The sequence below is a fragment of the Butyrivibrio hungatei DSM 14810 genome (assembly GCF_900143205.1).
Taxonomy (GTDB): Bacteria; Bacillota; Clostridia; order Lachnospirales; family Lachnospiraceae; genus Butyrivibrio; species Butyrivibrio hungatei.
Genome location: NZ_FRDH01000006.1, coordinates 267,428 through 286,711, shown reverse-complemented (window position 1 = coordinate 286,711; position 19,284 = coordinate 267,428). Strand labels below are relative to the sequence as shown.

The following is a 19,284-nucleotide window of genomic DNA, read 5'->3' as shown; positions in this document are numbered from 1 at the left end:
GGAGCTAATGCCAGTGCTTTAGTCTATTCACTGGTCGAAACAGCCAAGGCAAACAATGTAGATGTTTACTATTACCTAAAGTACCTGCTTCTCAAAACTCCGACATCACAAACAAGTGATGAAGAACTAGAAAAGCTCTGTCCATGGAATCCAGAGTGTAAGGAAGCTCTGGAAGATCTTCACAGGCAGCATCAAAAGGAAATCTTCGATGCGATGTGATCTTAATCATATGTGAATTGTCAAGGTGCTCCAGTCTCATAAGAGGCTGGGGTATATTTATGGGCAAAAGCCCTTGTACCCAATAACATATATGTGGTGGTAGCGCTACCCACCTAATTATTTAGCGCTTACGATTTACTAAGTGCGATGGTCTGTTTTATTGCCAGCTTCTTTGTGGAATCAAGATTGATTGCAACTGTGTTGATACTTGCCAATGCTTTGCTGGCATTAATTTTTGCATTTAGTTCACCAACTTTTAAAGCAATTGTTCGTGAAATGGTGTTAAAGGAGAGAATTATAAGTTATAATTCTATTTCTAATGCTGGTAGAGAGCTAATTAGTATGGTAGGGCCTCTTGTGGGATTTTTTTTATTGAACGCTATAGGTTCAAGAGGAGCGCTATTAGTAAATGCAATAACTTTTTTAATATCGGCGTTAGCAGAATGCTTCTTGACTAAGCTGGATGATAATATAGGTCAAAACAATAAAAAGGAAAGATTAGTTGTTAGTATAGAAAATGGATTGCATTATTTATGGAAGGAAAAATCAATATTATTTCTATTGCTGTTATCAGCATTAGTTAATTTTTTTCTTGCGGGATATAATCTTCTTCTGCCCTATACTGATGTTTTATATGAAGATATATTTAAGAATTTTTATTCCAAGGCGATGGTGGCCGAAGCGATTGGAGCAGTTCTGGGGTCTTTAGTCAATTCAAAACTGCCAGTTAAAATAACTAAGAAGTATATAACACTAATTTTATTCTTGGGCATGACAGGAGGTTCATTGATATTAGTGCCAATGGTTAAATACTCAAAAATAATGATAATAGCGTTGTTACCAATCGTTTTATTTGGGATTTTTCTTACAATGTTCAATATCAATTACATGTCTTTTATTCAAATAAACGTGGATGAAGAGTACCTTGGAAGAGTATTTAGTGTAATATTTACTGTAGCTGTTTTGTTTATGCCATTTGGTTCATGGTTTTTTGCTTTGGTAAATTTAGCAGGCAGTATCAATGGCTTTAGATGTGTCGGACTAGGAATAGTTGTTTTATCAGCTATAGCAGCAGCGACTACTTTAATGAGTAAGAATATGTCTAAATGGCGATAGAATGGTAAGATTATAACAATGTGTCGCAATTGGAAATGCTTTTCAGTACCCTCAGTAGAGTAAAGCTTCTGCTGAGGGATTTTTGATATTTTATTTCCCTCTTGATATTTATTAATATTACTGCTATATTATACATAAAAGTTGCATAAATATACATTAATTTGCATAAAACAGGAGGTTATTATGAAAAATAAGGTATTATCTTTAGTACTAGTAATGATGTTAGTAGCTCTTTCACTTGTAGGATGCGGAAGCGCTAAGTCAAATGGAACACTTGTAGTAGGAACAAACGCAGCATTCCCACCATTTGAGTATATCGGTGATGATGGAAATCCTGATGGATTTGATGTAGCACTTATCAAGGCAATCGGTGAGAAGATTGGAATGGATGTTAAGATTCAGGATATGGAGTTCGATTCACTTGTTTCATCTATCGGTGGCAAGATTGACGTAGCTATTGCCGGTATGACAGTTACAGAAGAGAGACAGAAAACTGTTGATTTCTCAGAGCCATATTATGAAGCTGTTCAGGCAGTTATCGTTCCAAAGGGCTCATCAATCAAGAGCGCAGATGATCTCAAGAATCTCAAGATCGGTGTTCAGCTTGGAACGACAGGTGAGTTCATCGCTGACGAGATTGAAGGCGCAGAAGTATCAGCTTATAATAAAGCTATCGATGCAGTAAACGACCTTAATAATGGACGTGTTGACTGCGTTATTGTAGACAAGAACCCTGCTGAAGTATTCGGAACACAGTTTGCTGATTCAGTAGATGTTCTTCCAGGAACAGATTTTGACTTTGAGCCAGAATTCTATGCGATTGCCCTGCCTAAGGGAAATACAGAGCTTGCTGACAAGATCAACAATGCTATTGCAGAATTAAAGAAAGATGGTACTTACGACAAGCTTGTTGCACAGTACATTGAGGAGTAATTAGAAACACATGACAGTTAAGGAACGTTTTATTGCCGCTTTCATAGAAAGCGACCGCTGGAAACTTTATATCTCAGGCCTTGGAATCACGCTTGAAATAGCTCTTTTTGCAGGTATTCTTGGTATCATAATTGGAACGATATTGGCACTTATGAAGCTCTCTACTACAGAAGAGGGTAAGCCAACGATATTCAATTATATTGCCACGATCTATATTGATGTTATTAGAGGAACACCTAGCGTATTGCAGCTTCTCATCATGTGGTTCATCATTATGGCATCTTCCAACAACGGAATCTTGGTAGCATCTCTTTCATTTGGTATCAATTCCGGTGCATATGTTGCGGAGATCGTCCGTGGCGGTATTATGGCTGTTGATAAGGGACAGATGGAGGCAGGACGCAGTCTTGGCCTTTCTAAGGCAGCAACTATGCGCTATATCGTGCTCCCTCAGGCAGTCAAGAACATCATTCCACCACTTGGTAATGAGTTCATAACTCTGATAAAAGAAACAGCGATCGTAGGATATGTCAGCCTAACGGACCTTACTCGTGTGGCAAACCAGATTGCATCAAGGACTTATGACGCATTTATGCCTCTCATTGGAGTTGCAGTTATCTACTTTGTGATAATCAAGCTCCTCTCTACTTTCCTTGGAAAACTTGAAAGGAGGATGCGCGTAAGTGATCACCGTTAAAAATCTGTGTAAAGAATTTAAGAATACTGATGGGACCGTAACAAAGGTTCTCACAGGTATTAATTATGAAATAAACAAAGGCGAAAAGATTGTAATTGTTGGACCTTCAGGTTCAGGAAAGAGTACTTTCCTTAGATGCCTTAACCTCATGGAAAGACCTACATCAGGTCAGGTAATCTTTGATGGAGTTGATATTACAGACCGTAAAGTCAACATCAATGAGGTTAGAGAGCGTATGGGAATGGTTTTCCAGAATTTCAATCTCTTCAATAACCTTACTGTTATGCAAAATATCATACTTGCTCCTGTTAAGCTGGGGATCATGACAGAAGCAGAGGCCAAAGAGAAGGCAAAACAGCTCCTTGAAAGAGTTAACCTTCTTGATAAGGCAGATGTTTATCCGGCTTCTTTATCTGGTGGACAGAAACAGCGTATCGCTATTGTTCGTTCACTCTGCATGAATCCTGAGGTTATCCTCTTTGATGAGCCAACTTCAGCCCTTGATCCAGAGATGGTAGGCGAAGTTCTCGATGTTATGAAAAAGCTTGCTGATGAAGGCATGACCATGGTAGTAGTAACTCATGAAATGGGCTTTGCCAAAGAAGTTGCTACAAAAGTCCTCTTCGTAGACGAAGGAAACATTCTTGAAGAGAACACACCTAAGGAGTTCTTTGAGAATCCTCAGAGTAAGAGACTTCAGGACTTCTTATCAAAGGTGCTGTAATTGAAGTTTATACTTTGAAATGAGATAGAATATCAGGCTATGTGAACTATAGTTCTCATAGCCTGTTTTTTGTGTGGGGAAAGAAAATTCTGCTATGTGGACTTGGTACTATTGATTTACGCCTTTTTCGTGATAATTGATGATGTGAAGTAGTTTTAGTTGGCGTTTTTACGTCGGAATGTAAGAGTTTGTGAGTGAGGCGTACTATAATTGGGCGGATTACGCCATGTATAGAAATGGACAGATATAGACGTACTACACTCCAGCAAAATTACGTCGGCAGGAAAAATTTAAAATTATAGGCGTAACATTTTTGAAAAAGTTACGCCGCATCTTAAGAATTGCCGCTATGGACGTATTTTACGTAGATATCAAAGCTTGCATAGAAAAAGAAGAGTATTTTTTGATGGAAAAATCAATTAATTGTTCTTAGAGCGTCAAAGGTATCTTTTATTGGCGCAGTTCTCCCAGATTTGACATCTTCATCAGATTTAGCAAGAACCTCGAATAATTCAATTCGAGGTTCTTTATTTTGTTTGGAGTCTCCACTATATTGTTCTTTTGAATAAGTAAATGTTTTCATTTCGTCTTGTTTTTCGAACATAAGTTCGTTATACTATTGTCTTGGTGCTACCGTTATTACGGTAGGCGGTTAGTCCTCCATCCAGAGGACTGTGACCTCTGTTAATCATAGAAATCTCGTATGAGAAATCTTTGTTGGAGGAACTTGCTCATGCCACTTACAATCGGTGACCTTATCGCAGTGCTTGCACTGTGTGGGACTTTCTTTAGTCTTGGTTACATGTTTGGAAAGCATGATTCCAAGACACAAAAATAACCGCCACGTCCTGCACGACTAAGCGGTTATTACATATAAACACTTAAATCAAAACAGGGCTAACCGTCTACCGGTAGCACTATTTCTACGTATATATTATCATTACATGTTTTTATCGTCAAACGAGATTTGCAAAAACTTCCTAAACACTCTATGCTTATTACAAGCGTAGAGTGTTTTTTTGAGGGCAAATATATGACATATTTCAAATGTTTTTTCTTAGATAATGAGAAGGATATAATAGTTGATCTGTATAAGGATCTTGATAAGCTGTTCTTTATTCTATCAACGCCAAACCATGCAACCGGGAACTTGATCCGTAATTTGGCTAAAGCATGTAAGGTGCCATTATCTCAAGACGCAGAAGGCAAGTTCATCATCAAAGGCGAAGTTCCATGCTATATAGATGGCAACAACGAAGAGAGCTACATCTTCAGGCTAGGAGAAACTGAGGTTGCAAGCATTTATCCAGATGGATGTGTTGATGTGAAGGCCGGTATACCAGCAATTGCCAAGACACTTATGAGCCAGACCAAAGACTTTAGGCTTGATCTGGACAAGACAATCTTCAAGACCTATGTCCGTAAGGACCTCAAATTCCGTGGGGATCTCCATACTCACATGAACGGAAATCTTCCAGGAGATATACTCATCGCCCTCGGAATCTATCATCAGATCAGATACCCTTTATATTATGTAAAAAAGCTTGATATCAAGCTCACAGACGCTCAATGGGAAAAAGTAAATGCTCAGCGTGAGAAGGTTGCAAGGCAGTTCATATCATCAGGTCTTCAGGGCAAATACCTAGATAGAAGGATCAACGACAACACCTTTATCAATTTTGCTGACCTTATCCTCAATAACCTCGATAATGCAGAGATGAACATCGTCAAGATTCGCGGCTCCCTTGCAGTTATCAAGGATGGCCAGGCTGTGTTTACAAACCTTGAGAAAGTCTACCTATATAGATATGTTTTTTGCAAAGGTAAGGAAAGTGAAGATAAGATAGAGCTCCAGCGAATCGATCAGATTCCAGATGAAGATGTCAAAAGAGCTCTTAAGCAGATGCTAAAGGATAAAGAAAATCCAGCGTACTGTGGAAATACTATCTTCCAGGATAAGCTCCTTTGGATAGCCCGTAACTACAAAAAACAAGGCGTTTACTACGCTGAGATCAGTGACACAACCCTTGTAAAAAAATATGAATCCCTTGAAATGCTAAGACAGGTTCATGAGGTAATGCCTGAGATCTACCAGGAGACAGGCGTAATGCTCAGGTTCCTGGCTGCTATGCGAAGGATTCCACTTACTATTGTCAAAGACGCAGTAACTCCAGCCAATTACCTGGAGCAAAATCTTGAGGTATTAAAGGCAACAGCCCTTGACCCTTACGTTGCAGGTTGCGACTTCGTCGGAGAAGAGATAAATGACATAATTACCTTGAAACCAGCCTTTAAAGAGATTGTCAAGATCGCCAGTAAGGACCCAAGCTTTGTGATCCGCGTCCATGCTGGAGAGAACGATAGCCAGAAGGACAACATCGCTCACAGTATCGCCTGTGTAAAAGACTCTTTGGCACCTGGTCAGAAGATGCCAAGAATGCGCCTTGGACATGGTCTTTATACATACAGTCCAACTTCCAAGAAAGGCCGCGAAGTACTAAAGCAGCTCAAAGAAAACAACGTGGTTCTGGAGTTCCAGATAACCAGTAATGTTAGATTAAATAATCTTAACTCCCTTGAGCACCACCCTCTGAAGCAGTACCTAAAGCAAGGAATCATGTGCGTTCAGGGAACAGATGGAGCAGCTCTCTACGGCACAAACTCCATAGATGAAGAGCTCTCTCTTGAAAAGATGCTCTCTCTTTCAGAAGCGGATTTAAAGCTTATGAAGGATGCAGAGACCAAGATAATTGAAGAGAGCCAGAAGGCGTACTCTGACAAGAAAGCAGCCTTTACACAGCTCCTTGCAGGAAGAGACCTAGAAGAAGTCCTCCTTGAGAAGATGAAGGCGGTTAAAATCTCTAAGCGCCTTGATAAAGGTGACCCGAAGATTGATGCCAATCAGGAACTAAAAGAGCAGATAAGCGAGATAACCTGGGACAGGCTTCCGGTGGTACTCCTTGGAGGAAGCTTTAACACAGAGAACAGGTCAACCAAGATAACTGCCAAAGGAAAAGAGCAGCTGGATGCCCTTCTTGATTATTTGAGCCCTGAAGATGCCTGCTTTGTAATAGGCCATAAGTTTGCGGGCTATGAGAAATATCTTTTGGATCATAATGATAAAGGTTTCAGGATATATGCAGTTGTGCCGGCTCTTATTACCAAAAAAGAAGCAGACAAGATCAAAAATTATGGGGTACAGGTAAGAGTATCTACAGAAGCCCAGGGAATGGGAATTTATAAGAGTTTTAACTATGAAATATTTGAGCGCCGCCCATCTATGGTAGTAGCCTTTGATGGAAACAGCGCCGCAGCAAATCTCATACAGGAAGCCAAGAATGGAAAAGGCTTCTCAGAAATATATGTATGGAGCCACTCCAAGACCCTTCAGCAAAAGGCCAAATCCCTTCACGGCTATGTTCACACCTTCGATGAAGAGAATCCGATCGTAAAGGCAATTGGTAAGCTCCAGCAGGAAATTGCAGACAAATTAAACAGTAAAAAGAAGTAATATCATTTTCTGGATAATTCCCAGAAAGCTACAGCGCTTGCGGCCGCAACGTTAAGAGAATCCACCCCATGGGACATAGGAATCTTGACGCAGTAGTCGCAGGCGCTTATTGTTTCAGGTAAAAGTCCATCTCCTTCGGCACCCAGGAATACTGCAAGCTTCTCACAGGAGTGAAGCTCAGGGTCATCAATGTCTTTAGTATCATTTCTAAGAGCCATAGCAACTGTCTTAAATCCGCATTCCTTAAGGCTTTCGAATTCAGCACCTTTAGGAAGGAATGTCCAAGGCACCTGGAATATTGTACCCATGCTGACTCTGGCAGCCCTTCTATATAGCGGGTCAGAACATCCATTTGTGAAAAGAACTGCGTCCATAGAAAGGGCAGCAGCGCTCCTTACGATTGCTCCTATGTTAGTTGGATTGGTGACATTTTCAAGAACTGCAACGCGCCTTGCTCCTGCGCACACATCTGCTACAGAAGGGAGCTCTTTTCTCTTCATAGCACACAGAACGCCGCGAGTTAGGTGAAATCCTGTGATACCAGTCAGGACTGAAGACTCTGCCACAAATACGGGCACGTCAAAAGAGCTGCTGCAACGCTCGATGACTTCTGCAGCCTCTTTTTCTGTCTGATCTTTTTCTAGCAAAAGAGAAATTGGCTCATAGCCAGTATCTAGAGCTCTTGTAATAACCTTAGGACTCTCAGCGATGAAGATTCCAAGATCAGGCTCATTTATATGATATAGCTGATTTTCAGAATACTCGTGATATATGGACAATTCCGGTGTATCAATCGTATTAACTTCAATAAAACTTTTTGCCATCTGAATAACCTTCAAAAATATAATAAGAAACTTCTTATAATACTTTATCTGTAATATTTCTCAATATCAAGAAGACCTTCAACTTTTGCCATATTTATATATAAATCTTCTATTTTCTTTTATCATTAACCATGCTAGAGTGAGACTAAGAGATTCAATTTGTCACACTCTAGGGAAGGATTTTTATGGGAAAGAAATATGTCACAGATATGACAAGCGGCAACGAGATCATGCTACTTGTTAAGTTCACTATACCTATGCTCTTAGGTAATTTGTTCCAGCAGTTTTACAATCTTGCAGATACAGTCATCGTAGGCCAGTTTGGAGGAGAATATGGTCTTCCTTCAATTGGCGCGGTAGGAAGCGTTAACTTCCTATTCTTTTCGCTGTGTCTTGGAATGGGATCCGGCGTGGGAATCATGATATCTCAGAATTTCGGAGCCGGTAAGGACGAATACGTAAGAAAAATAGTCGGTAATTCAATATATATCACTCTGGTAGCAGGAATCTTAATGAGTATAGTCAGCGTTGTCTTTGCAAGACCTATACTGATGCTCATGGATACTCCATCTGAGTGTATGGCAGATGCTCTTCTTTACATGAGGATAGTCTGTGGAGCAACCTTCCTCGTTGCTGCATATAACATGATATCTTCGATATTAAGAGCTCTGGGTGATAGCAAGACACCGCTGATCTTCCTGGTAGTTGCCTGTATTATCAATATTGTTCTAGATCTTGTAACAGTAGTAGGTTTACATATGGGAGTTGCAGGTGCAGCCATAGCAACAGTCTTTTCCCAGACAATTGCTATGATCGGTTCCATTGTTGTGGGGGTAAAAAAGAATCCATATCTACAGCTACAACCTATTCACAAGGAACTCGATACTAATATCATAGACAAAGCTATAAGGCTGGGTATCCCACTTGCTCTACAGAACGCGCTTATTGCATTCTCTTGCGTAGCGCTTCAAAGAGTCGTTAACAGCTTTGGAAGTGATGTTATGGCAGCCTATACAGCTACTGGACGAATTGAACAGCTTGTTCAGCAGCCTTTTGGTTCACTTGGTGTAGCGGTTTCCACATTTGCTGGCCAGAACGCTGGAGCCAAGAAGCTCGATAGAGTTAAGAGTGGCTGTATCAAGAGTGTCATGATAATTGCAGCCTTCAGCCTTATTATGGTAGCTGTCATGTTTGCCTTTGGAGAAAATATTATCAGATTCTTCACGCCTAATCCTGAAGCCATCAGGATCGGAGCACAGGGACTTAGAATTACAAGCGTGTTCTACTTCACATTGGGACTCATCCATGTATTTAGAGGAATGTTAAACGGCGTAGGCGATGCTGCTTTTGCACTTATAAATGGAATAATAGAAGTTGCAGGACGTATTGGTTTTGCCGCTATCTTAATGGCGATTCCTGGAGTTGGACTCTGGGGATGCTGGTACACAAACGGCCTCACATGGGCTATCACCGGTATTGGATGCGTTATCAGATATATGAAAGGAAGATGGCGCAAGAAAGTATTTGTATAAAAGATGCAAACCATCATTTTAATGGTAAAAACAGCTTTACTTACCATCAAAATGATGGTTTAATTATTATAGAGGTATTTAATTATGAAATATATAACACCGGATCATGTTACAGGTCAGACAATTAAAGATATGAGACAGATGCTTTCCATGACGCAAAAGGAATTTGCGGATTTCGTGAATGTATCCAAACCAACTATAGAGAGATGGGAGATGGGCGATAAAGAGATAAATGGCCCGGTTGTTTTGTTGCAGCAGATTCTTTTGATGCATCCTGAGATACAAGAAGAACTTAAGCTTCCGGAAAAGAAGCTGCCGCTCCGCATGCTGTATTATTACAAAGATTCAGTATGCACAGTAATTGATGTGGATGAGATCAATCGTGAGATCAGGATAAAGAACTATGCCAAGAGTCTTTTGTACAGGGCATTTGGGAAAAATGATGCTCCAACGTATGAAGACTATGAGGAATTCTTGGAGTCCAGGTGTTTTCCAAGAGGAAGAGACAAGCAAAAGCTTATGCTTAAGGAATTAGATATTCCATTTTACGATCCTATATTGATCATAGAAAAAACTAAGGGACGCATGGCAGATGATTCTTTTTGGATTGAGATTGTGAGGTAAGTATGGTTGAGCTATTTGAAGGCGATAAAAAAGTAAATGAATGGCAGTCTTCTAAAGGCAATCAGCTTAAATGGGAAACAGGTGGTAAGTGGTATAAGGCAGACTATACAGGATATGAAGGCTTGTCAGAGTATGTAATTTCCCATTTGCTTGCAAGATCATCGTTAAAGACAAATGAGTTTGTAATGTATGAACTAGAGACTATTAAGTACAAGCGTCAGACATATAATGGTGTGGTAAGTGATGACTTCAAAAAAGACGGATATGATCTGATCACCTTAGAGAGACTATTTAAGAATACTTACAATGAAGGCCTTAATTCTATCATCTATAAGACAACTGATCACGAAAAAAGATTAGAGACATTAGTTAACATGGTAGAAAGAACGACAGGCTTAAGTGGATTTGGCGTATACATGCAAAAGATACTTGCTATTGATGCACTATTTTTGAACGAAGACAGACATACTCACAATCTGGCAGTTCTATCAGATGGGGGACGAAAGTATGAGCTTTGCCCAATATTTGATAATGGAGCTGGGCTAATGTCAGATACAGCTGTTGATTACCCATTGTCGGCGGATGTGTATGAGCTATTACCTGAAGTTGAAGCCAAGACATTTTCCCAAAGTTTTGAGGAGCAGCTTGAAATAGCAGAGAAACTATATGGAAATAATATCTACTTTTTATTTACCAAAAGAGATGTAGATGAAGTTTTAAAATCTGCTGAGAATTATGATGAACAGATAAGAGACAGAGTTAGAGAAATACTATATTCACAAATGAACAAATATAAATATCTATTCAAGAAGGCATAAGGTGAGAAACATGGGCATCTATTCATTTAACAACAAAAAATATCAGAGATCAGACTCATTTTTGCTAGGAGCCATACTCTCTGTATCAGGAGGCTTTCAGGATGCGTATACATACGTGCTGAGAGATAAGGTATTTGCTAACGCTCAGACAGGTAATATAGTCCTCATGAGCCAGGGACTAATTAATAAAGACTGGGCTACTAGTTTTAGATATCTTCTTCCAGTTTTGGCTTTTGCACTGGGAATTGTAGCCTCAGAGCAGATTGGTCATAGGTTCAAGCACAGTAAAAAGATCCACTGGAGGCAGATAGTTCTTTTGATAGAAGCATTTATCCTGGCTGTTGTGGCGTTTGTTCCCCTTACGCACAATGTAATTGCTAATGTACTTGTTTCTTTTGCCTGTGCTATGCAGGTTCAGGCTTTCAGGAAACTCCATGGCTATGCATATGCCACGACCATGTGCATTGGAAATTTAAGAAGTGGAACAGAAAGCCTTTCAATATATTTCAGAGAACGAAACAAAGAGTCACTGATTAAAGCATTTCATTATTATGGAATCATTTTCCTCTTTGCAATTGGAGCAGGTGTAGGCGCAACCATCTCATCCCATTATGGAATCAAAAGCATTATTTCGTCAGCGGTTTTACTGATTATCGGCTTTTTTGTAATGCTTGATACAGAAGAAAAATAATCAAAAAATATTCCGTCAAATAATTGACAAATGTTAACGATAATGTAATAATTTGTAAAGAATGCGCTTATAAAAAATATGTTTTGAAAAGGGGAAAAAGGGATGAGTTTTTTTGATGAAGTTGGTAAAAAGATTTCTTCCGCTAGTCAGGAAGCAATCGCAAAGACAAAGGACTTTGCTGACGTAGCAAAGCTCAATTCAAACATCTCTGACGAGGAGCACAGAATCACAAACGCTTATACAGAGATTGGAAAGATGTACTATGAGAGTCATCTTGAGAATTTCGAGGAGTGTTATGGAAACCAGTTTTCACTTATCAAGGATTCTATGGCTAAGATCGAAGAGTACAAGCAGAAGATCGTGGACATCAAGGGTGTATCAAAGTGCCCTAAGTGCGGAGCAGAACTTACTAAGGACGATGTATTCTGCACAGCATGTGGAACAAAGGTAAAGGAGAACTGATAGATATGGAAAAGACAAAATTAGGAATATCAGTAGGTCTATTTGGAGCATTAGTCTTTGCAGCAGCTTTATTTGGTGGATATATGTCTTCCATCATTATTTTAGGATATGTACTTCTTTTTGAGGCAAACGAGTGGCTCAAGAAGTCAGCAGTTAAGGCTGTTGCTACATTAGTAGCATTCAGCTTTGTAACAGCAGTTATCGGACTTGTACCAGACGCTATTAACTGGGTGGCAAACGTGATCAACACATTTGGTGGTAATGTCCGTTTTGAGTTCATCAACGATGTATTCTCAGATATCAAGGGAGTTATTTCAATCTTAAAGGACCTTGTATTCCTTGGCCTTATCTACAAGGCACTTAACCAGGGAACAATCAAGCTTCCTGTTGTTGATGATCTTATCAACAAATATATGTAATTTGTTTGATCAACTAAATATATAAGTGCATTGCTGGATTTCCCACCAAGGGGAGTCCAGCATTTTTGTTACATATCATTTTTTAAGGAGAGAGACGCAAATGGTTGGACCTAAAGGTGGCAACAAAAAACTGGTTGGAATCATTGTGGCTATAGTCATCATTGGAGCATTACTTACACCAGACATAGTTAAAATGGCAACTAAAGCACATAAAGAAAAAGCAGCGCAGACAACTGAGCAGAGTAGTGAAAGCAACGAGTCCGCTGCTGCAGCAGAAGCTTCAAATAGCTCAGCATCAAATACCTCACAGGTAGCAGAAAACACAGAAGAGCCAGAGGAAGAAGTAGAGGAAGAAACAGGCCCAGAGCACGTAGAGTATTTTAGCTTACGTGTTGGTAGTGGAATGTATCCTTATACAACTGGCAGCAACGATTTTATCTTCTTTACTGAAGATAACAAGTATTATGCTCCATTTGCCAAGATGCTGCATATAGGTCAGGATCCAATTACATTCACAGATAAGAACGTGACCAGAATAGAGAATGATGAATTCAGAAGCTGTGTCATTACTGCAGATGGCAAGAATTATCTTTTTAACCAGTGGACAGATGATCCTATTATGTTAAATGAAAAGTCTGTAAATGCCTCATGTGTTTACGATGATGCAACATACATGATTCCTACAAGCGCAGATGGAACAGTTGGAGACCTTTACTACATAAATTCTATTTATGAAGAAGAACAGCTCGTTGCCTCTGATGTTGTAGTTGATACAGCAGGTATCAATTTCTACAGCCCAAGCTATGATGACATCAAGTTCCTTTATACCAAGGAAGTTGGCGGCAAAAGAACTCTTATCCTTGCATACACCAAGGAAGAGACAATTCAAAAGGGCGATTTCAAGATCTATGAGACTGAAGTTGCTGAAGGAAACATGATTCCAGTGTTCCTTGATATTTATGACTATGCATATTATGACCAGGATAAAAAAGAGCTCTACTACGTATCTCAGGATTATCAGGATAAGAGCAAGATCGAGACAAAGATGATCTACACAGGAAATATGGATGAGTTCTATGCTTTTGATGATGGCGAGCTTTATATCCTTGATGGTGACAATGTGTATGGATTCAATCCTTCATATGAAAAGGCAGAGCCCCTTTTATCAACTGGAATTGCTAAGCTTGAGTATCACGGAAATGTTTCAGCATATGGTTATCACAATGGTCACAGAGTATTTACTTCTGCAACATCATGTCTTTTAACAGATAAAAATGGAACAGAGTATTTCGGAGCTACCAAAGAAAGCGAGCTCACTCAGCCAAATCGCAAAATGGGTGAAGACAAAGCATATTACTATCCATGCGGATGTTACTCAGCAATTCTCTATGTCAAAGATGGCGTGCTCTGGATCGATCAGTATAATGGCGTAAATGAAGAGACTGGTGAACTAAACATTGAAAACTTCATCTTATTTGATAAAGAGAAGGTTGTAGATTTCTGCTCAGATTACGGCGGAGGATTCATGTTTGTATATACAGAAGCTGGAAACGTGTACTTCTTAAATGCAGATGAAAAAGAAGTTAAGCTCATAGATTCAGGCGTTGACTATAATCAGGAGAGCGATATCGCAAACTTTGCTTTTGATTACGAGGATGAAAAGCTTTATTACAGCAAGGACGGTAATTTCTTCAGATACGATATAGAGATGGATTCAGTAAATGACAGTATCTACCATGAAGGCTGGAAAATAAGCAGAGACTGGACGTACGTATACATCACTTCAGCTGGCGATAAGACAACCCATCTGTTCTATGGCGGAAGCACCTACGATTGCAACTAAAAGGAAAGAGGATAAATTATGAAAAGAGTATTAGTAAGCTGCCTCATTGCAGCTATGTTTACAGGTCTTGTAGCCTGCGGGGACAATGCATCATCAGAAAACACAACTGGCTCTGAGTCTTCGGTTACAGCAGATTCAGGGGCTGATGTGGAAAGCCAGGCTGATTCTGGTGAAGAAGATAAGGCTAAAGACAATAAAAGTGGGGTTCATTACGATAAAGATGCAAAGATTCCAGGCCTTGACTACCTTGTTAAATCGTACAGTGAGATTCCAGATGAGGTTAAAGAGGAATTTAAGGAAGATAGTCTGAATATTATTCAGCAGTATTTAGAGGAGACAAACAACACATATGAGATAGATGGGGATCTCAAGTATGAAGGATATTATTTCCAGCATGTAGAAAGTAAAACTACTGCAAATTCAAACCAGATACTATATGTGTACACAACAACAGGAAGCAGATGTGAAGTCAATTCTACAGACAAGACAGAGGGAACCTTATGCTTCTATGCAAGATATGGAAATGTTTGTCCTGTTGATGAGCATACCTATGGCTGCGCAGACAAAAAGGGTCTTGAGTATTTTGATTATGTTGCCAAATACGAAATAGATGAAGAGAGACTCATGACAAGCATGTTCATCAAGGAAGGAGCGTCTACCACTCCAGGATATACGCAAGAAGCTGGTGATGGAATGGAAAAGTACGGTAACTATACACCGCTTACTAAGGTAGCTGATTTGGAAAAAGATCCATCCTTCGAAGACATGAAAGCAGTAGGTGTAGCTACTATCGATCAGTATATGGAAAATGAGATGGAGGACAATATCAAGTATACAGCTCCAGAGTATTATGGAGCATATATCATGAAACATGACAAAGATGAGGATGTGGGCAAAGTCACTAGTTCATACCTTGTATTTAAATCAGTAATCTCTGATACTGAAGGTCTTATTGATGATACCGAAGTTTTATTTACTATTAGCTTTTCGGGTACATGTTATACAGAAAATGGCGAGCTGACTTATGGCACGGTAAGTTCAGATCCTGTAGGCCAGTCTGAGCTTGGCGATTCAGCCTATGTAATAAGTGCATACGAAAAGGTAGAAGACTTGTACCATTTAAGATCCTATAGTCAGTCATTAGACCGTATAATCGATAGGTCAGAAGTACTTAATTACTAAAATTGAAAAATTGTATACAAAAATGCTTGACATGTGTTTTTTGTTAGATTAAAATTCATACTCATAAAGACAAAGGCGTCTTAGAGATTACTCTCTAAGGCGCTTTCTGCATTTTAGGGTACTACTTCCGCGGAGTATACCTAAAAGTGTATACAAGTATTCTAAATGCAAAATATAATTTCATATTGTCTGATATTTAAGCGATGCAATGGGGCATCATACTACAAAAGCTTGTAGTGTGCCGTTGCATCGCTTTTTGCGTAGAGTCGCAAATAATGGAGAGGAGAAAAAGTATGAGTGAGGAAATCTTAAGTGCTATCGACTCAAGTGTTTTTGGCGTTTGGTTTTTGATTGGTGCTGCTCTTGTATTCTGGATGCAGGCCGGATTTGCAATGTGTGAGGCTGGCTTTACAAGAGCCAAGAATACAGGAAACATCATCATGAAGAACCTCATGGATTTCTGTATTGGAACAGTAGTATTTATTCTTATCGGTTTTGGTCTGCTTCTTGGGGAAGATCTTGCAGGCTTCATCGGAAGACCAGGATTTGACATCTTTACAGATTATGCAAACTTTGACTGGTCAAACTTCGTATTTAACTTAGTCTTCTGTGCTACAACAGCAACAATTGTTTCAGGATCAATGGCTGAGAGAACTAAATTTATATCATATTGTGTGTACTCGGCAGTTATCTCAGCAATCATTTATCCTATCGAAGCTCACTGGACATGGGGCGGTGGATTCCTTGCACAGATCGGTTTCCACGATTTTGCTGGATCAACATGTATCCACATGGTAGGTGGTATCTCAGCTCTTATCGGTGCAGCAATGCTCGGGGCTCGTATCGGTAAATTCGAAAGAGACAAGGATGGCAAGGTTACAAAAGTTAACGCTTTCCCTGGTCACAACCTTGTAGCAGCAGCTCTTGGTGTATTCATCCTCTGGCTTGGCTGGTACGGATTCAACGGAGCAGCTTGTACTTCGATTGATCAGCTCGGCTCAGTATTTGTAACAACAACAATCGCTCCAGCACTTGCAACAGTTACTTGCATGATCTTCACATGGATCAAGTATGGTAAGCCTGATGTTTCAATGTGTCTCAATGCTTCACTTGCAGGTCTCGTAGCTATCACAGCTCCTTGCGATGTTACAGATGCATTCGGCGCTATCGTGATCGGTATCGTTGCTGGTCTTCTTGTTTGCTTCGGTGTTTGGTTCCTTGATTACAAGCTTCATGTTGATGATCCTGTTGGTGCCGTTGCAGTTCACTGCTTAAACGGTATTTGGGGAACAATCGCAGTTGGCCTTTTTGCTACACCTTCTGCTCCTGGATATTCACTTGCTGATTCAGAAGGAAACATTTTAGTAGGTCTTTTCTACGGCGGCGGGTTCAAGCTTCTCGGAATCCAGCTCCTTGGTTTTATCGTAGTTGCAGCTTGGACAGCAGTAACCATCACGATCACATTCTTTGTTATCAAAAAAGTTATAGGGCTTCGTGTTTCAGAAGAGGAAGAGATCCTTGGTCTTGACTCAACAGAACATGGTCTTGCATCAGCATATTCAGGATTTGCCATCATGGATGTTTCAAACACTCTGAATATGTCAGTTAATGAAAATACAGACCTCGGCGTAAGCGAATACGAAGAGGCTTCAGAGATCCAGAAGCACGCTTCAGTGCCTGTAGTTACAGCACCAGTGCATACAGAGTCTGGAATACATAAAGTTGTTATTATCGCTAAGTTGTCCCGCTATGACAAGCTCAGACGTGCTATGAACGAGCTTGGTGTAACCGGAATGACTGTCACTCAAGTTATGGGTTGTGGCGTCCAGAAAGGTTCTGGCGAAATGTATCGTGGAGTCGAGATGGATGCCACTCTCCTTCCTAAAATTAAGCTGGAAGTTGTTGTTAGCAAGATTCCGGTTGAAGACGTTATAGAAGCAGCCAAGAAAACTCTTTACACAGGTCATATTGGAGACGGTAAGATCTTCGTTTACTCTCTCGACAACGTAGTTAAGATCAGAACCGGTGAGGAAGGTGCTGCAGCCTTAGCAGATGTAGAGTAAAAAATACTAAAACAGGAGGAAACGGTATGTGCGCAATACTTACATACGCAAGAGAATCGGTCCGAGAAGAATTCTTTGAAGAAATGCTTTCCAGGACTGTATCCCGCGGACCAGACATGTCTAGGATACAAAAAGTCGAAGGCGGATGGATGGGCTTTAATCGCCTTTCCATCATGGGCCTTAATGAATCAGGAATGCAGCCATTTAATTATGGAAAGAACACCGTCATTTGTAACGGCGAGCTTTATGGCTTCAAAGATCTTCGAAATTACCTTGTTTCTCTCGGATACAGTTTCAAAAGCGACAGCGATTGCGAGATACTGCTTCCTCTATATGAAAAACTTGGAACAAAAATGTTCAGTCTTCTCGATGCAGAATTTGCCTGCGTTATCTATGACGGGGAGAAAAAGAAATTCGTAGCAGCCAGAGATCCAATAGGAATCAGACCTCTCTACTACGGATATGACAGCGAAGGCTATATAGTTTTTGCATCAGAACCAAAGAACCTGGTGGAAGTCACAGACAAGATCATGCCTTTCCCTCCAGGACATTATTACGAAGATGGTGAGTTTGTCTGCTACAAGGATATGACCGAAGTAAAAGAGGTATCGGTAGATGACCTTGAGACTATAACAGATAAGATTCACGACAAGCTATTAAACGGTATCAAGAAAAGACTTGATGCAGATGCGCCAGTTGGATTTCTTTTATCTGGCGGGCTTGATTCATCTTTAGTCTGCGGCGTAGCAGCAAGCCTTTCAGATAAGCCACTTGAAACCTTTGCTATTGGAATGGATATCGACGCTATCGATCTTAAGTATGCAAGAGAAGTAGCAGAGTACATTCATAGCAACCACCACGAAGTGATCATAACCAAAGAAGATGTCATAAACGCCATAGAGCCAGTGATACACGCCCTTGGAACCTACGACATCACAACCATAAGAGCATCCATCGGAATGTATCTTCTCTGCAAGTGGATCCATGAGAACACAGACATCAAGGTAGTTCTCACCGGTGAGATCTCAGATGAGCTCTTTGGTTATAAATACACAGACTTTGCACCAAGTGCTCAGGCTTTTCAGGAGGAGGCTCAAAAGAGAATCCGCGAGATCCACATGTATGACGTTTTAAGAGCAGACAGATGTATCAGCGTAAACTCTCTCGAAGCAAGAGTTCCTTTTGGAGATCTGGATTTTGTGAACTATGTAATGAGCATAGATCCAGAGAAAAAGTTAAACACCTACGGAATTGGAAAGTTCCTTCTCCGCAAGGCTTTTGAAAAGGATCAGTTCATTCCACACTCAATCCGCATGAGAGAAAAAGCAGCTTTCTCAGATGCGGTGGGACATTCCCTTAGAGATGACCTCATGGACTACGCAGATGCCAAGTACACTTACGCAGAGTATGAGACCTTGAGAAAGAAATACACACATGCAAAGCCTTTTACAAAGGAATCACTTCTATATAGAGAAACCTTTGAAAAATACTATCCAGGTCAGTCGGATATGGTAATAGATTTCTGGATGCCCAATAAGAGCTGGAAGGGATGCAATGTTAATGATCCATCCGCTCGTGTGCTCTCAAACTATGGGGCATCTGGTGAGTAGAACACTTAACGAGGTT

17 protein-coding genes are annotated in these 19,284 nt (G+C 40.2%); 16 read left to right on the top strand and 1 reads right to left on the bottom strand.

Annotation, left to right across the window (positions count from 1 at the left end):
• From BUA02_RS09075 to BUA02_RS09045, 6 genes are all read left to right on the top strand, one after another.
• On the top strand, positions 1 to 219 hold a 219-nt coding region (locus BUA02_RS09075; protein ID WP_178297622.1), incomplete at its 5' end, for a transposase domain-containing protein.
• A 147-nt stretch (positions 220 to 366) separates the two neighbouring features.
• Entirely contained in the window at positions 367 to 1,335 is a 969-nt protein-coding gene (locus BUA02_RS09070) for an MFS transporter (protein WP_072703082.1), read from the top strand.
• A 183-nt stretch (positions 1,336 to 1,518) separates the two neighbouring features.
• Positions 1,519 to 2,268, top strand: coding sequence for a basic amino acid ABC transporter substrate-binding protein (locus tag BUA02_RS09065; RefSeq protein WP_072703080.1), 750 nt, complete (start codon positions 1,519 to 1,521; stop codon positions 2,266 to 2,268).
• Between the two features lie 10 nt (positions 2,269 to 2,278).
• Entirely contained in the window at positions 2,279 to 2,965 is a 687-nt protein-coding gene (locus BUA02_RS09060; RefSeq protein WP_071174977.1) for an amino acid ABC transporter permease, read from the top strand.
• Positions 2,952 to 3,689: an amino acid ABC transporter ATP-binding protein gene (locus BUA02_RS09055; protein ID WP_072703077.1), complete on the top strand. Its 738-nt coding sequence runs from the start codon at positions 2,952 to 2,954 to the stop codon at positions 3,687 to 3,689. The genes BUA02_RS09060 and BUA02_RS09055 overlap by 14 nt, the downstream gene beginning before the upstream one ends.
• Before the next feature lie 1,033 nt (positions 3,690 to 4,722).
• A complete protein-coding gene (locus BUA02_RS09045) occupies positions 4,723 to 7,200 on the top strand; it encodes an amidohydrolase family protein (protein ID WP_072703071.1) in 2,478 nt (825 codons plus the stop codon).
• 2 nt (positions 7,201 to 7,202) lie between these two features.
• On the opposite strand, the gene BUA02_RS09040 is transcribed toward BUA02_RS09045, so the two are convergent.
• Positions 7,203 to 8,024 (bottom strand): TrmH family RNA methyltransferase, encoded by an 822-nt coding sequence (locus BUA02_RS09040; protein ID WP_072703068.1) that lies wholly within the window; start codon positions 8,022 to 8,024, stop codon positions 7,203 to 7,205.
• A gap of 185 nt (positions 8,025 to 8,209) precedes the next feature.
• On the opposite strand from BUA02_RS09040, the gene BUA02_RS09035 reads away from it, so the two are divergent.
• The 10 genes from BUA02_RS09035 (at position 8,210) to asnB (ending at position 19,268) form a co-directional block, all read left to right on the top strand.
• The gene (locus BUA02_RS09035) at positions 8,210 to 9,556 is read left to right on the top strand and encodes an MATE family efflux transporter (RefSeq protein WP_072703065.1); all 1,347 of its coding nucleotides are present in this window, start codon (positions 8,210 to 8,212) and stop codon (positions 9,554 to 9,556) included.
• A gap of 84 nt (positions 9,557 to 9,640) precedes the next feature.
• On the top strand, positions 9,641 to 10,180 hold the full coding sequence (locus tag BUA02_RS09030; RefSeq protein ID WP_072703063.1) for a helix-turn-helix domain-containing protein: 540 nt from the start codon (positions 9,641 to 9,643) through the stop codon (positions 10,178 to 10,180).
• Positions 10,181 to 10,182: 2 nt separating this feature from the next.
• Positions 10,183 to 10,998 (top strand): HipA domain-containing protein, encoded by an 816-nt coding sequence (locus BUA02_RS09025; protein ID WP_072703060.1) that lies wholly within the window; start codon positions 10,183 to 10,185, stop codon positions 10,996 to 10,998.
• A gap of 10 nt (positions 10,999 to 11,008) precedes the next feature.
• On the top strand, positions 11,009 to 11,689 hold the full coding sequence (locus tag BUA02_RS09020) for a YoaK family protein (RefSeq protein WP_072703134.1): 681 nt from the start codon (positions 11,009 to 11,011) through the stop codon (positions 11,687 to 11,689).
• A gap of 102 nt (positions 11,690 to 11,791) precedes the next feature.
• Positions 11,792 to 12,151, top strand: a complete 360-nt coding sequence (locus BUA02_RS09015; RefSeq protein ID WP_071174983.1) for a zinc ribbon domain-containing protein — start codon at positions 11,792 to 11,794, stop codon at positions 12,149 to 12,151.
• A 5-nt stretch (positions 12,152 to 12,156) separates the two neighbouring features.
• Entirely contained in the window at positions 12,157 to 12,570 is a 414-nt protein-coding gene (locus tag BUA02_RS09010) for a hypothetical protein (RefSeq protein ID WP_071174984.1), read from the top strand.
• A 100-nt stretch (positions 12,571 to 12,670) separates the two neighbouring features.
• The gene (locus BUA02_RS09005; RefSeq protein ID WP_072703057.1) at positions 12,671 to 14,413 is read left to right on the top strand and encodes a hypothetical protein; all 1,743 of its coding nucleotides are present in this window, start codon (positions 12,671 to 12,673) and stop codon (positions 14,411 to 14,413) included.
• A gap of 18 nt (positions 14,414 to 14,431) precedes the next feature.
• Positions 14,432 to 15,595, top strand: a complete 1,164-nt coding sequence (locus BUA02_RS09000) for a hypothetical protein (RefSeq protein ID WP_072703054.1) — start codon at positions 14,432 to 14,434, stop codon at positions 15,593 to 15,595.
• A 293-nt stretch (positions 15,596 to 15,888) separates the two neighbouring features.
• The gene (locus BUA02_RS08995; protein ID WP_072703052.1) at positions 15,889 to 17,658 is read left to right on the top strand and encodes an ammonium transporter; all 1,770 of its coding nucleotides are present in this window, start codon (positions 15,889 to 15,891) and stop codon (positions 17,656 to 17,658) included.
• Positions 17,659 to 17,684: 26 nt separating this feature from the next.
• The gene (gene asnB / locus BUA02_RS08990; protein WP_072703049.1) at positions 17,685 to 19,268 is read left to right on the top strand and encodes an asparagine synthase B; all 1,584 of its coding nucleotides are present in this window, start codon (positions 17,685 to 17,687) and stop codon (positions 19,266 to 19,268) included.
• Positions 19,269 to 19,284: the final 16 nt, after the last annotated feature.

What these genes read in the sequence shown, in the direction of transcription:
- BUA02_RS09070 (WP_072703082.1), top strand. Translation starts at nt 367, where the DNA reads ATGGTCTGTTTTATTGCCAGCTTCTTTGTGGAATCAAGATTGATTGCA.
- BUA02_RS09065 (WP_072703080.1), top strand. Translation starts at nt 1,519, where the DNA reads ATGAAAAATAAGGTATTATCTTTAGTACTAGTAATGATGTTAGTAGCT.
- BUA02_RS09060 (WP_071174977.1), top strand. Translation starts at nt 2,279, where the DNA reads ATGACAGTTAAGGAACGTTTTATTGCCGCTTTCATAGAAAGCGACCGC.
- BUA02_RS09045 (WP_072703071.1), top strand. Translation starts at nt 4,723, where the DNA reads ATGACATATTTCAAATGTTTTTTCTTAGATAATGAGAAGGATATAATA.
- BUA02_RS09040 (WP_072703068.1), bottom strand. Translation starts at nt 8,024, where the DNA reads ATGGCAAAAAGTTTTATTGAAGTTAATACGATTGATACACCGGAATTG.
- BUA02_RS09035 (WP_072703065.1), top strand. Translation starts at nt 8,210, where the DNA reads ATGGGAAAGAAATATGTCACAGATATGACAAGCGGCAACGAGATCATG.
- BUA02_RS09030 (WP_072703063.1), top strand. Translation starts at nt 9,641, where the DNA reads ATGAAATATATAACACCGGATCATGTTACAGGTCAGACAATTAAAGAT.
- BUA02_RS09025 (WP_072703060.1), top strand. Translation starts at nt 10,183, where the DNA reads ATGGTTGAGCTATTTGAAGGCGATAAAAAAGTAAATGAATGGCAGTCT.
- BUA02_RS09020 (WP_072703134.1), top strand. Translation starts at nt 11,009, where the DNA reads ATGGGCATCTATTCATTTAACAACAAAAAATATCAGAGATCAGACTCA.
- BUA02_RS09015 (WP_071174983.1), top strand. Translation starts at nt 11,792, where the DNA reads ATGAGTTTTTTTGATGAAGTTGGTAAAAAGATTTCTTCCGCTAGTCAG.
- BUA02_RS09010 (WP_071174984.1), top strand. Translation starts at nt 12,157, where the DNA reads ATGGAAAAGACAAAATTAGGAATATCAGTAGGTCTATTTGGAGCATTA.
- BUA02_RS09005 (WP_072703057.1), top strand. Translation starts at nt 12,671, where the DNA reads ATGGTTGGACCTAAAGGTGGCAACAAAAAACTGGTTGGAATCATTGTG.
- BUA02_RS09000 (WP_072703054.1), top strand. Translation starts at nt 14,432, where the DNA reads ATGAAAAGAGTATTAGTAAGCTGCCTCATTGCAGCTATGTTTACAGGT.
- BUA02_RS08995 (WP_072703052.1), top strand. Translation starts at nt 15,889, where the DNA reads ATGAGTGAGGAAATCTTAAGTGCTATCGACTCAAGTGTTTTTGGCGTT.
- asnB (WP_072703049.1), top strand. Translation starts at nt 17,685, where the DNA reads ATGTGCGCAATACTTACATACGCAAGAGAATCGGTCCGAGAAGAATTC.